Here is a 14,956-nt window from a genome sequence, read left to right as displayed (position 1 = left end):
AAATCTTCAGTCTGTTGAACAGGATATTACGCACCCTTGACTTGAAATGCCGCAATGAGTAGATAATTCGAAAACAAATTTAAGAAAAATACGGCTTATGTGGTACACTTGCTTCAATCACTACCAACAAGATGCCGGTCGCTGTCGGTCTTCCGAAGCGGCTGGGCATAGGAGCCAAAGCGCCGTCGGGTCGATAAACGGCCGACGCTTGTGGCCACTGGCATTGCGCCGGTGCAGGCTATTGCAGGCCCTTCAAAAACTTCTGTAATTTGGGGGCAATGACTGCCGCACAATAAGGATTTTGCGGGTTGTTGTTGAAATAATCGTGGTGATAGTTCTCAGCAACATAAAAGGGCTGTGCCGGCGCTATCGCCGTCACAATGGGATCGTCGTACACCTCGTGGGTGGTCAGCTGCCTGATAAATTCTTCGGCCTCGATGCGCTGCTGCTCATCGTGATAAAAAATAACCGACCGGTACTGGGTCCCTACATCATTGCCCTGCCTGTTTAATGTTGTTGGATCATGCGTTTTGAAAAACACTTCCAGCAACTTCCTATACGGCAACACGGTTTCATCATAATCGATTTGCACAACTTCTGCATGCCCCGTAGCTCCCGTGCAGACTTGCTCATAGGTCGGATTTTCGCGTTGGCCGCCCATATATCCTGGCAGCACACTCTTCACCCCTTGCAGTTGTTTAAATATGACCTCGGTGCACCAAAAGCACCCGCCTCCAAATGTCGCTATCATTCTTTTGTTTTTTGCGGTAAGCCGTAGGCATTCAGCCAAAAGCTTATGCTTGTCGCCTCCTGCCTATTCAAACTTTAAAGATAAGTATTTATATCCAAAAATCAATACACACTCGCTCCCGGTAATAGCAGGTCTTGCTTTTGCTCATCACATACCGCATAAGAAAACCCTTTTTGCAATGAAAAGGCCCCGTATTCGCCATTTTTGTTCAGCGCGAGGAAGCCGACTTGTATGTTCTTGGCAGTATCAGGTTTCTTTTTAATAAGACGTTCTACCGCTTCGCGGCAGGCTTCCTGTGGCGAGCGGCCCTGCCGCATTAATTCGACCACGAGGAAACTACCCACCGTGCGTATCACTTCCTCGCCTACACCGGTGGCTGTGGCCCCTCCAACCTCGTTATCGACATACAGCCCAGCCCCGATGATAGGGCTATCCCCTACCCTCCCGCGCATCTTAAACGCCATACCGCTGGTCGTACAGGCGCCTGAAAGGTTGCCCGCTATGTCCAGCGCTAATATGCCGATGGTGTCATGGTTATATTGATTGCCCGGCAATTTTTCTGCGGTAAACGACTTGTTTTCTATATTGATTACGGGCTCATATTTCTTTTCTTTGAGCCAGTCTTTCCATGCTTTTTCCCCTTCGGGGGTGAGCAGCGTTTCCTGTTTAAATCCGTTTTCGATAGCAAATTGCAATGCGCCTTCACCCACCAGCATCACATGGGGTGTTTTCTCCATGACCATGCGGGCTACCGAGATGGGATGTGCAATGTTTTCGAGCGCGGCAACGGAGCCGCAGTTGCCTTTGTCGTCCATTATGCACGCATCCAACGTGACGTGCCCGTCTCGGTCGGGATACCCGCCCTTGCCTACCGTCATGTTTGCCAAATCGGCCTCAGGTACCCGCGCACCTGCTTCTACAGCATCTAAAGCGCTGCCACCCGCTTTCAAGATGTCCCATGCTGCTTTGTTGGCGGCAACGCCGAAATCCCATGTGGAGACAACGATGGGTTTGGTTACACCCTTGTTTGCCGCTGCTTGCGGGGTACAGGCCGCCAATATATTGGCCGACGAGATAAGGGAAGCCCCCATGGCTCCTGTCTTAATAAATTTTCTTCTATTAATCATTAAGCGTTAATTGTCTGATATCAAAATGCGCATTCAAAACGCGATTATACGAATTATCACAAAAAAGTTGTCATAAACAACGGATAAGTGGCTCTTTAAAATTGCGCAGCAGTGAATTATCGCGTACCTTAGGCAGAAAGTTTGCACAATGAAAGCCTTCAAAAATATCATATTAACATTATGTTGCTGCGTTGCAGGCTTAGACAGTGCCGCACAGGCGCTATCGGCCGACACGGCTTACCAAAAAATCCTGGAGCTAACCCGGCAGACCGCACAGCGTTATGCGCCGGACAAACGGACAGCAATTTTTGAACTGCACTACACCGACACCATCTCCCACCGTTACCGGATAGTGACGACGGAACCGAAAGCTGGTGAATATTTCAATCAATTACTGGTTAAAAACCGTATTCCCGACGCAAAGGTAACGATAAATCTATTGCCGGATAGCAGTGTGGCAGGGAATATTGCAGGCATCGTGAACCTTTCGGTAGCCAATCTTCGTGTTGAGCCCAGCAACCAGGCCGAGCTCGCATCACAGGTGCTACTGGGCACTCCGGTGGACTTGCTCCAAGAACAAGACGGCTACTATCGCGTGCGCACACCCGAGGGGTACATCGCATGGTTAAGTACTTCTTCGGTCTCGCCCCGGTCTGAACCGGAGCTAACCCGATGGCTCTCGGCAAAAAAAGTGATAGTCACCGGCGATTTCGGACATGCCTATACGATGCCGGACGAGCAATCCTTGCGCGTATCGGATCTGGTCATGGGCAATATCCTCATTTCGGGCACGCAAGCCGACGGTTTTGTGCATGTTCAGTATCCGGATAGACGAAATGCATACATCAAGGAGGAATTGGTTCGGCCTTTCGACGAATGGCTTGGCGCGGTAAACCCAACGGCAGAAAACATATTGAAAACGGCAAAAACGATGATGGGACTGCCCTATCTTTGGGGCGGCACCTCGGTAAAGGGGGTTGATTGCAGCGGTTTCACCAAAATGGCCTATTTCATGAATGGAATCATCATTCCCCGGGATGCTTCACAGCAAGTGCTTGCCGGACACGTCGTGGACATCTTATCGGCAGACACATTGGCTATCGAAAAAGCACTTCAAAATCTTCGGCCTGCCGACTTGCTGTTTTTTGCGTCGGGCAAGGGCCGGGGCCCGGATGCACGCGTTACGCATGTAGCGCTTTACCTTGGCAATGGGGAGTTCATCCACTCGGCGGGGACGGTCCGCATCAACAGCATGCTGCCGGATGCCGTCAACTACGACGACTTTCAAACACGTACGCTCATCGCAGCGCGCCGCTATATCGGGCAACCGGACTATGCGCTCCAACCCATCGCAAGACACCGCGCATATACCCTGCCCACTGATAAATCAACGGAATGACAACGCCAACGACGATCCGAAAATCCGGAAAATTTACGCTACGCTACCGCCCCTATACGTTAGCGCTTAAGCATGTGTTTACGATTGCTTCCGGCTCACGTAGCACCACGCCAATCGTACTGACCGAGCTGGAATATGACGGTGTCGTAGGGTACGGCGAAGCCTCCATGCCACCTTATTTGGGCGAATCACAGGCGAGCGTGTTGGCTTTTCTGGATCAGGTGGACCTTTCCGGTTTCAGCGATCCATTTCTCACTGCCGACATCCTGGCATACGTAGACGGCATCGCGCCGAAAAACACCGCCGCCAAGGCAGCCGTGGATATCGCCCTGCACGATTTGCTTGGCAAACTGATGAACCAGCCCTGGCACCGGATATGGGGCTACTCAGCAACCAAAACACCAAATACATCCTTTACCATCGGCATGGACGCCCCTGAAGTAGTACGGCAAAAGGTACGGGAGGCCGCCCCTTATAAGCTGCTCAAAGTCAAGCTTGGGCTGGATACCGACAAGATGATGATAGCTACCATCCGCGAAGTGACAAATAAGCCGCTTTGTGTGGATGTAAATCAAGGATGGAAAAACCGCAACCAAGCTCTTGAAATGGCACACTGGCTTGCCGAACGGGGTGTCGTTTTTCTTGAGCAGCCCATGCCCAAGGAACAAATCGATGACAATGCCTGGCTTACGGAAAACAGCCCCATTCCTACAATAGGTGATGAGGCTGTCCAGCGATTGGAAGATGTCCGCAGCGCGTTTGGCGTATATACCGGCATCAACATCAAGCTTATGAAATGTACGGGCATGCGCGAAGCGCACCAAATGGCCGAGCTTGCACGGGCACTGCGCATGAAAGTGATGCTGGGCTGCATGACGGAAACATCGTGTGCCATTTCGGCGGCGGCACAGTTATCGCCTATCGTCGATTGGGCGGATCTTGACGGCGCCTTGCTGATTAGCAACGATGTATATCGCGGCATGGAAGTGATGGATGGTAAAGTAGTGTTACCTGCTGGCCCCGGCATTGGAATTTCTCCCCATACCGGTGTGGCAGACGAGTGAACGACGACGGGCAAGACAGGCGTCCGGCCATCGAAATAGAGTGGGGCCGCCTTTTTTTGGACAGCCCCTACACTTAAGGCGTCACCGTCTGGGCTTCTGCCAAGGCTTTGGTCGTTAAGTAGTATTTTGCAATCATATTGGGTACTTCCCAATCGGGCATGGCTCCGGACTGTAAGAACGAAAGGTATTTTTCGGTTACTTGAGCAAAATGCTCTTCATGTGTGGTCACTAAGGATGGAGGCACAACAATCCGGTAACGCCCTTCGCTCTGTGGCTCAAACGCTATACCGTCATAAGTTTCAGCCAGCTGCCCAATCGCTTTGGCCAATGCGGCCTCAAATGACTTCGCATCCCGCTTACCTGTTGACTCCACATACAGCACAGGCTTATATTGCTCTTCTTCGCCCTGCCGAATCACCAGATTGGCATACGCTCCCCGCATGATGGAATAGTGTGTATCGCCCGTACCCTGAGGCGCTTCAAAGTTCCAGATGACCGATACCTTCGCATGTACACCTTTCAGGATGTAATCAATCTCGCCATTGGCGAAGATGGCTAAGTTGCCGTTATCGTCCACGGTTTCGGATAGGAACTCCGGTACCACATCCAGCCCCGTCGAACGGGAGAATTGTTCGGGAGTGACGCGCGTTGGCCATCGCCGAGCTCCGACAAGCTGGATATCCTTTCGGTAGTCGATGACTTGGTCAGGAAAGCTCTCCCACTGCACCAGATCCACTAAATGTGTGGTCACATCGACCAAACCTTCCCCCTGCTGCTTGGTATCATAAAACCATGCTGGCCGGATGAGCGGATTGCCGGAGACTTCCTTAAAAAAATGGTGTACGCTTTCCTTGGTAATAGCCGGATTGTCGGCACTACCCGGTACCAACCCACCAAAAAATTCCGGCAGCTGCGATAGTGCTTTTTGCAGCATGGTGTTAATCTCATACCGTTCGGTCATGATATCGTAGAGCAAGACACCCTTTTTCGATGCGTTGTCAAATGCGGCCTCCAACTTAGAAAAGCCAGCTTGATTGATAACCATGGGTTTATCGGCCAATACGTTCAGCCCGGCGTCGACAGACTGGCTGATATAGTCGATTTTATACTGGTTGTTCCCGGCCAGGACAACCACATTGCCTTTTCGTTCTGCCAACATTTTCTCAAGGAAATCATCTCCCTGATAAGCTTCTTCCTGCCAATATGTTGGATTATCGGTGCGGGTATTGTATTGGTTTACCAACGCCAGGTGGGCATCCAATTCCGGTCCTTCCGGCGCGTAGACGTGCACAAGGCTATCGACCTGTGGGTACATGGATTTCTGTACCAGCGCCGCGTGGAAATGACCAGGCGCCAATGTGATCAAACGGATATCTTTCTGTTGCATGTTGTCTTGACCCGTGTGGCATGCAACCAGGCAGCCGACAGCAAGGAAACTAATTAATTTTTGTGGTTTATTCATTTAACTTATAATATTTAATAATTAGCAGCATCATCCTGGTTAGCCGCAGCGAACGTTTCCCACAACTGCTCAGCCTCTTCCCGTGATAATACACCGTCAAAAACGACAAGCCGATATCGTAACGTATAGGTTTTTCCGTTGTGCAACACCCAATCCTTATTTTTGGTCGGTGAGAAATTAAAAAATTGATCGCCCCGGCCATCATTGGCATCGGCCGGCCACACCCGTACAGGCTCAGGGAAATTGTAATTTTCGGGATAGGATAAAAATAAAATTCCGCCCTGTTCTTCTCCGAGATTACCCGACACTATTGCCCAGCGTTCCGACGATCCGTCTGCGTCATCGCGGTTTTTCCCGCTGGACGTCAGTACGTCACTGTTGGCATTGGTCCACGCTTCCGTGGCCCTGAATACCAACCCACCATACCGGTACGTTTGCAGCGTCACGTCTGCGGCTCCGACAGGCGCAAACGTGGAACGGATATCACATTGATACCGGTTTGCATCCAATTGGGATATCGCGATGCGCCAGTGTTCCCTGATAATGGGAATTTCGCGGCCATCCTCGAAGACAACATGGTCGTGTACGGCTTCAAAGCCTGCTCCGTGCTCATTTTGAAAGATATCTGCAAATTTTACGAACCGTACAGTTCCCTGTTTGTCGCCAATGTTCCAGAGGTCGTACACCTTACCCTTATACGCTACACGCGTCCAGGGGTTCCAAATACCGTAATGGTGATAGTGATCAGCCGGCTGTATACAAGTAAGCACATGGCCCGAAAGAGTCTTTAAGGGATGAATATAGCCTGATCGGCCATAAACCCCGTCGACACCTGGCGGGGGCGGTTTTACGGTGTACCGGTAAGCAAGCAACGTGTCGCCTGCCGGATTTTTCAATACCAGTTCATCCGCTCCCTTATCGGCAGCGTAGGCCGGCTCCTTTAGCGATACTTGTCCAGAAGCGCCGGACAATGCACCGATGCACAGCAAGAACGTCGTTCGAAATGTCTTCAACACGGGCAAAATAGATTCATAATAACAACCAACACCGGAATGGCACGCATCTTTGCAATAAAGTTATCAAAATCCAATAGCAAAGCGAAGAACCAATCACCATTTACCTGCAAAATCAGCGGGCTTTCGGCGATTTAGGCATCAGTCAACCGTTATACTAAATTTAAGAGATAGCCGGTCACCGTATATAATTCTTAAACTCCACCTGAGGTGTAACCGAGAGATCGATCAGATACCCATTGATAATTGCATAAGCAGGCACACCGTCACGCGCAAGGAAGAAATTAGCTTCCCTGCCCAGATTGGGGCTGGCAGGAACGGGGCTGCGCTGATGGAAAACAACCAAAGGCAAGCCGTGCAAACGCTGTTCGGGCAACCGCGCTACTTGAACCGCATAATAACCTTGGCGCAAATAACCCATTGCCTGCTCCAACGATACCTCTTCTATGCTGCCGAATACGTTCGGATGGATTTTGCCGGCCATAAAATAATACCCATCTGCATCCAATTCAGCATATCCGTAACTTTCTCTTAAGTCGCCCACATCGGTAATCCGCGACTGCACGTAGTAGTCGCTTCCTTCCGTTTGTTCGTCCCGGTTGATCGACAGGTCTACTTTGTAGGAAATTGAATCGCGCGACGCACCCACGTTGCGCAAAAGGACGTCGGAAAGCTTCGAATCGCTAAACGGGATGGCTTCATATTCGTCAATATCATATTGATGGTAGCTTTCCTGCGCGATTTCGATTAACGCATTTAAGATAATGATGAAATTGAGCTTGCGAATAAACTGCTTTTCCGGATCGCCCTTGTACCCACCCGACTCAATCAATACGGTGCTCGCTCCCCAACTTTGGAAATTGTCGCCGAAGCCCCTGGGTGTATAGGTATCATCGTACTTGGCCACACCGCCCGGCACAAAGTCCTGCAAAACACGGTTTATTCCTGCAGCAATCTTCATGGCATCGCCCCGCACCTGATTAATATCCCGTTCGGCATTATAGGCGGGAGCCAATAGGGCGATGGTCACTGGAGTGGGTGTACCAGGCACATTGTAATATATATTCATATCGTGCAGGTTGAAACCATAGCGAGGCTGCACGGCCTTGGCTGCATTAATCAGTATCCGCCCTTCCACCGTGGCGCCGGCCCGCGCATCGCGGTTCAAATCGACATCCATGGCGTTGCGACGAGTAAATACATCGGCACCGTCGGGGTTAAGCATAGGGATAAAATAGAGACTTGTCGCTGTTTTCAGCAGGCTGCGGATACTGTCCATGCCGTCCCCTTCCGCCTCCAAAAAGTTGAACAAATCCATCAACGCCATGGTAGCGGTAGGTTCATTGCCATGCATCTGCGACCAAAGCATCACCTTCTTTGGACCTGCGCCGTATTTCAATTGATAAATGGGTTTTTTAAGCACCGAAACACCCAATTGGGTCACTTCAAAGACCTGTCCTCCCTTACGCTTAAGGATAAGCGGCTCGATGTCTGCATGTTTGAAACGACGATGCGTAATCGTTGGCTCTCGATAAGTTTCGAAGGCCTTGGCCAGCTTTGCCGTGTCGGGCGTGTACATAAGCTGACGTTGCCCAACGCCTTGGCAGGCCGCGGATATCAATATGAAGGTAATCAGATAAGCGAAATGCTTCATACTATCGAAATATATTGTCCAATACGGTAATGCTTCCTTTGGCAGCATCTATACGCACCCGTGCACCAACCGGCAGGATAAGTTGCTCATCGATATGCCCGATAAGTGCCCCCTGGTAGGCTGGTATCCCCAATGCTAAAACGTAATCGTTCAATATTTGTTCTAAAGTCAGCGATTTGCTGGGATATCTTGCCTCACAATCCGTGCATTTGCCAAAGATGAACCCTTTGATCTTGCCCAGCGCTCCCGACAGCGCCAACTGACTCAGCATACGGTCAATACGATATGGTTCTTCGCCGACATCTTCCAAAAACAGGATGCTGTCTTCAAAGTCCGGAAAATACGTTGAGCCAGCGAGTGTCGTCAGCACGGTGAGGTTTCCTCCCAGCAGCTTGCCTTCTGCTATTCCGGGCGTAATGGTCTGGATGGCACGCTGAAGACGCCCTTTTGCATGCACCTGCATTTCCAGCCGGGCATAGTCCGGTACTTTACCGTAAAAAAAGAGCTGTTCGAATTGCTCAATAACCATCGGCGTCCATACACTATTGGCTACGGCACCGTGGAAGGTAACCAATCCGGTCTGCGTGTGAATGGCCTGGTGGAACGCCGTAATATCGCTATAACCCAAAAATATTTTGGGATTACGGGCAATCAACCCATAGTCCAATTTGTCGAGCAATCTTGTCGAGCCCGAACCACCCCGTAGACACACAATGGCCTTCACGTCGGGATCGGCGAACATCCGGTGTATATCGGCAATCCGGTCCTCATCTTTGCCGGCAAGATGCCCATATTTTTGCCCTACGTGCTGTCCCCATTTGATGCGAAGTCCAAGTTTACTGATGTTCTTATCAGCGATGGCATACCCTTCGTCACTTAACAGCGGTGATGAGGGGGTAATGATACCAACGGTATCGCCCTTACGGATGCGGGGTGGGTAAATAGATGAGACACGGGCTGGCGCAGCACTTAAGTACAGGTTTGATCCGGACAGGGCGGCGATGCCCATACCCAATGTTTTGATGAATGTTCGTTTATTCATAGCACCGTTAGGGACATATTATCGGTTGAACAGCAAACGTTGTCCGTTGCTATTTTCCTGCAAGGCACCTCGATCGTACACCAAGTTGCCTGATACAAGCGTATGCGTGATAGTCGACTGGAAAGTATGCCCCTCAAAAGGCGACCAACCACATTTCGATAAGATGTTTTCCTTGTTGACGGTATGTGGCTCATGCAAATTCACCAAGACCAGATCTGCCCAGTAACCTTCACGGATGAAACCACGTCTATCAATCCGGAAGCAAGTCGCCGTATTGTGAGCCGTTTTTTGCACAAGTTGTTCCAACGTCAGCTTGCCTGCATGATACATGTCCAACAGTGCCTGCAAAGCATACTGGACGAGCGGGCCTCCAGATGGAGCCTGGGAATATGGTTGGGATTTTTCGGCCAGCGTATGGGGAGCATGGTCAGTAGCAATCACATCTATCCGGCCATCCAGCACAGCCTGAAGGATGCCGGCACGGTCTTGGGCCGTTTTCACTGCAGGATTCCACTTAATGAAGTTACCTTTCTCCGCGTAGTCCGCATCACTGAACCAAAGGTGATGTACACATGCCTCTGCGGTAATCCGCTTGGCCGGCAGCGGTATGTCCTTATCGAATAAATCGGTCTCTTGTGCCGTAGAAATGTGCAAGACATGCAAGCGCGTGCCGTGTTTCCTGGCAAGGGTCACAGCCCGGGATGAAGATATATAACAAGCCTCTGCCGAGCGGATAAGCGGATGCATATCAATGGTCAAGTCGTCGCCGTGCAACGCCTTATATCGGGCCAGGTTTTGCCTGATGGTGGCCTCATCTTCGCAATGCGTAGCAATAAGCATCGGCGAATTGGCAAATAAGCCTTCGAGGGTATGTTCGTCATCCACCAGCATATTGCCGGTGGACGAGCCCATAAAGACCTTGATGCCACAGACCTTCCGGGGGTCGGTACGCAGCACCTCATCAAGATTGTCATTCGCCGCCCCCATGTAAAACGAATAATTGGCGAGGGATTGCCGGGCCGCCATATCGTATTTGTCCTGCAGCAACTGCTGGGTAAGCGTGTTGGGTACGGTATTGGGCATTTCCATGAAGGATGTCGTGCCGCCTGCCACCGCTGCGCGGCTCTCATGCCAGATATCAGCCTTATGGGTAAGGCCCGGCTCCCGGAAATGGACTTGGTCATCTATCAGACCGGGCAGTAGGTGCAAGCCTTCGGCATTGATTTCAATAGCCGTAGGGTGTGCGATTCCGGGCGCAATCCGTTCAATTACGCCGTTAACAATTAATACGTCTGAAATGTAGACCCGCCCTTCATTGACGATTGTCGGTGCTTTGATGAGTATCGGTGATGTCTGTTTTGTCATGTAATCGCTGATTCGGTGCCTTTGCCCATGCGCAAAGCCTTGCCCATACAAATGAACGTAAAAAAGTGAAATAAACAAAAGGCTACCGCAACGTGTTCGCGGTAGCCTTTTGTTCAGTACGACCTACCGGATTAGATGGGCAAATTAGCCATGAACTGCACATTTGCAGCACCGAGGTTTATTCCAACCATAAACGAAGGCATAGTCTGAGCAAATACCCATCCGCTGTTTCGCCAGTAGACATACCCCCTACGGTATGGGTCATAATACGTACGGTAGGCTGGGAAGTAGACGTAATCGGACCGCCGGTGAAAACGCCGGTCGTAATACCAGCGATCGTGGTCACGGTAGCGTTTATTTTCCCGTTTTACGTATGCGCGATATGCTTTATCACGCTCTTTATAGTATTCGCGGTACGACTTGGCGATTTCTTTATCGCGTTTGTAGGCGGCTTTCTGCCGTTTTTCATGGTACTTCGCGTGCTCCTTCCTTGCCTTTTCATGCGCCTTTCCTCTGCCTTGGGCAGTTGCTTCAGAAACGGACACAACACTGAACACTATCGCGGCAACGTAAATCATCAGCTGTTTCATGGCTTTTTCGTTTTATGTTAAACAATATACCAGTTTGCTTTGGTACAAGTTTGACTGCAGCAATTGTGCCAAGGTTTAACGAGACACGGTCATCGGCATAGAAAAGAGGCTGTCTCAAAAGTAATTTCTTGAGGCAGCCTTTTGCTTCTGCAAGTTTGGTTATTCCGGCGTTTTCCACAATATCGCTTATATCCTGTTAGAAGTTTTTTGTTCTTATTTTATTGTATATCAATGTATTGATCCATATCTTTCGGGTATGGCAAGAGGCAAGACAAGCACGGTGGTATTCAAGCGGAACCTGCAGGGGCAGACGATGTTACTGCCACCGGATCTGGGGGAACTTATTCCATCGGACCATCCCGTCCGTGTGGTTAACGACATCCTTGAGCGGATCGACATCACTGAACTATTGCGGCAGTACCGGCCCGGCGGTACATCGAGCTACCATCCACGGATGCTATTGAAAGTGTTGGTGTATTCCTACATCAACAACCTTTACAGCAGCCGCAGGATCGAAGAAACGGTCAGCCAGAACATCCATTACATGTGGCTTTCCGGTATGAGCCGACCGGACCACAATACGATCAACCGTTTCCGGGGGAAGCGCCTTCAGGGCTGCCTCAGGCCCATTTTCACGCAGGTCGTGCTGTTGTTATGCGAAGAAGGGCTGTTGAGCATAAAGGAGCTCTACACCGACGGCACCAAGATCGAGGCCAATGCGGGCCGGTACACCTTTGTGTGGGGCAATGCCATCAAGCATAGTAAGGAGCGGATCAAAAAGCAGTTGAATGAACTCTGGGAATATGCCAAAGGCGTCGCCGCCTCGGAGCTCGATGACCCCGAACCACCGGGCAACGGTCCCATCGACAGCGAAAAGGTAAAGGATACCATAGCGAAAATCAACGATGCGTTGAAAGCCAGCGGGGCCAAAGTTGACAAGAAAGTGAAGCAGAAGCTGAATTATGCGAAAAACCGGTGGCCCGACGCCCTTGAACGCTATGCCCGGCAGGAAGGGGTCCTTGGGGAAGGCCGCAGCAGCTACAGCAAGACCGATACGGATGCCTCCTTCATGCGGATGAAGGAAGACCACATGAAAAACGGCCAGCTCAAACCGGCCTACAATGTGTAGATCAGCACCAATAACCAATATATCGCTTCCTACAGCATCCATCAGCGCACAACTGACACCACCACGCTCATCCCCCACCTGGAGCAGCATATCAGCGATTACGGCAAGCCGGCCAATGTCACCGCCGATGCGGGATACGGCAGTGAGGAGAACTACCGCTGGTTGGAAAAGAAGCCGATCGGCGCATACGTCAAGCACAATTACTTCGACCGTGACCAAAACGGGAACATCCGGAGCAAAAAGCCCTATACCGTGGATAAGCTGGCATATGACCCGGACAGGGACCTGTATTACTGCCCCAGCGGGGAACCGATGGACAGCATCGGAACCCGGAACCCTCGAACCGGCACGGGGTTCGGCCAGACCATCACCCTATACCGGGCCCGCAGCTGCGAAGGATGCCCTTTACGGCCACAGTGCCACCAGCAGCAGGGAAATCGTATCATACAGGTGAACCACAACCTGAACCGACTGAAAAGGCAGGCCGAGAAAAGACTGAAAAGCAAGCGGGGAATAAAAAAGCGTAAGCAGCGCTGCCATGACGTGGAGCCGGTATTCGGGAACATCAAACACAACCACGGTTTCAAGCGGTTCATGCTCCGTGGACTGGATAAGGTCAATCTGGAAATAGGGTTGCTGGCATTGGCACACAACCTTAGAAAAAGGGCATCCTAAGCCCTGTCCTCCCCCCAAAAATGCATACAAAGGGCCTTTCCCGAACCCGCTATCCCCTCAACAAAATTGCATTAAGCCTATAATCAACCAAAAAAACGGGAATAAGAATATCCCCGGTAAACGGACCCGATAAATATAAAAAACGAAAAAAGCCGTCTCGGTACTTTTGAGACGGCCTCTATTAAGTTGGTGACGTTTTATTGAGGATTTTGGACGACCACACCGTTGGTATTATTGATTTCGTCTTGTGGAATGAGGAACTCCCACCGGATATCCCCAGCAGGTACATCAAATACACCGTTGGTATATGAGCCGTTGTGATTGCCACCATTTCGATCCAAGGGGCTATTGGTCCGTTTAAGATCATAGAAACGAAAACCTTCACCCCAAAGCTCCGCACGTCGTTGAAACATTATTTCGTCGACGAGCGCCTGACCGCGATTTGTAGAAAGCGTGTATTCGGGATCTCTATTACTAGCCAATTCAAACAAGACCTCAGCAGCATCTGCGTCTTGCCCGTTCCTGGCCAATGCCTCGGCCTCCACCAAGATCATTTCGGCACCACGCATATATGGCACATCGCCGATGCTCATCCCAGGATCAGCTACGCTGAATTTACGGCTGTAATACGGATAACGTGAGCCATTGGGGGGGGTAGGAAACTCTTCTACATTTTCACCCGTCGGATCCCAAAGCTGTTTACGAATGTCGGTGTCCGCAATTTGATCATATAATACCGAAAAAATAAGCCTTGGATTCGTACGTATAGCAGTAGAATTATAGTTATTAGACATATACGCAAAAAATGAATAGAAATAGTTTGTCTGATCCGATTGAATATGCGACGCCCACATCCATTCCTGGTTGCTATAATTGTTAAAACCACTTAGGTAATCGGTGTGGCTCATCAGTGGATATCCCTCACGAGCTTCACGAGCCATCTGTGCTGCTATTGGCCAATTTTGCTGTGCCAAAGCAACACGGGCCTTGATACCCTTCGCCACATTTAGGTCAAAATGTGATTTATTTGCCCTCGAATATCCTTGCAATAATCCCATCGCTTCATCGAGATCTGTATTAATCTGTGCATACACCGCTTCTACTGTTGCTCGTGGCGTTATTGCTGTAGTTGGCTCAAGCACCAAGGGTACGCCCAGACCACTGTTATCCCCACCGGCGACATAGCGTTTTCCGTACAATTGTACCAACTGGAAATAACTCCATGCCCGGTAGACCAACGATTGCCCTTTAATGGCCGCTTTATCAGCCTCTGGCCCTTCGGCGCCATCGATATTGGCCAAAATCATATTCACATTGCCAATTACTACATAATAAAATAAATAATTGTACTTAGTAATATCGCTAGTAGAAAGCCGATGCGCGATCCACCGGTAGTCGTCTCGAAACCAAGAGTTGGCACTGCTAGAAAACACGACGTCCTCTCCCAATACGTCCATATACATCATGTTACCACTTTGACCGCCTTGCGCTTGGCGCCCGAATATCTGTGAATATAAAATACGGTGGACTCCATTCAAAGCCGCCCACGCGTTATTTGTTGTACTAAAGGCGTCGCCCGTTGCCACTTGATCGGTAGGAGCAGTTTCCAAGAACTCCTTATCGCAAGCGCTCAAGGAACCCAGTACCAGCGTGGCAATAAATCCATATCTAATTATCTTCATCAT

At 50.3% G+C, this 14,956-nt stretch carries 11 protein-coding genes and 1 pseudogene; 3 read left to right on the top strand and 9 right to left on the bottom strand.

Going from position 1 to position 14,956, the window contains the following annotated elements:
• Positions 1-238: 238 nt before the first annotated feature.
• Both msrA and B5X72_RS14395 read right to left on the bottom strand, forming a co-directional pair.
• Entirely contained in the window at positions 239-751 is a 513-nt protein-coding gene (gene msrA / locus B5X72_RS14400) for a peptide-methionine (S)-S-oxide reductase MsrA (RefSeq protein WP_079717607.1), read from the bottom strand.
• 101 nt (positions 752-852) lie between these two features.
• A complete protein-coding gene (locus tag B5X72_RS14395) occupies positions 853-1,878 on the bottom strand; it encodes a glycosylasparaginase (RefSeq protein WP_079717606.1) in 1,026 nt (341 codons plus the stop codon).
• 148 nt (positions 1,879-2,026) lie between these two features.
• On the opposite strand from B5X72_RS14395, the gene B5X72_RS14390 reads away from it, so the two are divergent.
• Together B5X72_RS14390 and B5X72_RS14385 are read left to right on the top strand one after the other, a co-directional pair.
• Complete coding sequence (locus B5X72_RS14390; RefSeq protein WP_079717605.1) at positions 2,027-3,277, top strand: C40 family peptidase; 1,251 nt, start codon at positions 2,027-2,029, stop codon at positions 3,275-3,277.
• Positions 3,274-4,341 carry a dipeptide epimerase gene (locus B5X72_RS14385; RefSeq protein ID WP_079717604.1) on the top strand — a complete coding sequence of 356 codons (1,068 nt, stop codon included), beginning with the start codon at positions 3,274-3,276 and terminating at the stop codon, positions 4,339-4,341. Before B5X72_RS14390 ends, B5X72_RS14385 begins: the two co-directional genes overlap by 4 nt.
• Before the next feature lie 73 nt (positions 4,342-4,414).
• On the opposite strand, the gene B5X72_RS14380 is transcribed toward B5X72_RS14385, so the two are convergent.
• From B5X72_RS14380 to B5X72_RS14355, 6 genes are all read right to left on the bottom strand, one after another.
• Complete coding sequence (locus tag B5X72_RS14380) at positions 4,415-5,803, bottom strand: putative oxidoreductase C-terminal domain-containing protein (protein WP_079717603.1); 1,389 nt, start codon at positions 5,801-5,803, stop codon at positions 4,415-4,417.
• Positions 5,804-5,817: 14 nt separating this feature from the next.
• Entirely contained in the window at positions 5,818-6,816 is a 999-nt protein-coding gene (locus B5X72_RS14375; RefSeq protein ID WP_176146217.1) for a DUF6807 domain-containing protein, read from the bottom strand.
• A gap of 178 nt (positions 6,817-6,994) precedes the next feature.
• Positions 6,995-8,470, bottom strand: coding sequence for a M14 family zinc carboxypeptidase (locus tag B5X72_RS14370; RefSeq protein WP_079717601.1), 1,476 nt, complete (start codon positions 8,468-8,470; stop codon positions 6,995-6,997).
• Between the two features lies 1 nt (position 8,471).
• Complete coding sequence (locus B5X72_RS14365) at positions 8,472-9,512, bottom strand: S66 peptidase family protein (RefSeq protein WP_079717600.1); 1,041 nt, start codon at positions 9,510-9,512, stop codon at positions 8,472-8,474.
• 18 nt (positions 9,513-9,530) lie between these two features.
• Positions 9,531-10,877, bottom strand: a complete 1,347-nt coding sequence (locus B5X72_RS14360) for a dihydroorotase (protein ID WP_079717692.1) — start codon at positions 10,875-10,877, stop codon at positions 9,531-9,533.
• Positions 10,878-11,008: 131 nt separating this feature from the next.
• Positions 11,009-11,467 (bottom strand): hypothetical protein, encoded by a 459-nt coding sequence (locus B5X72_RS14355; RefSeq protein WP_079717599.1) that lies wholly within the window; start codon positions 11,465-11,467, stop codon positions 11,009-11,011.
• 256 nt (positions 11,468-11,723) lie between these two features.
• On the opposite strand from B5X72_RS14355, the pseudogene B5X72_RS14350 reads away from it, so the two are divergent.
• Positions 11,724-13,271: pseudogene (locus B5X72_RS14350) on the top strand (IS1182 family transposase).
• A 197-nt stretch (positions 13,272-13,468) separates the two neighbouring features.
• Here the strand turns inward: B5X72_RS14350 and B5X72_RS14345 are convergent.
• A complete protein-coding gene (locus B5X72_RS14345) occupies positions 13,469-14,956 on the bottom strand; it encodes a RagB/SusD family nutrient uptake outer membrane protein (RefSeq protein ID WP_217698146.1) in 1,488 nt (495 codons plus the stop codon).

This window comes from Parapedobacter luteus, from assembly GCF_900168055.1.
Taxonomy (GTDB): Bacteria; Bacteroidota; Bacteroidia; order Sphingobacteriales; family Sphingobacteriaceae; genus Parapedobacter; species Parapedobacter luteus.
Note: the sequence above shows the minus strand (reverse complement) of the source record. Positions and strands in the feature narration are given on the sequence as shown.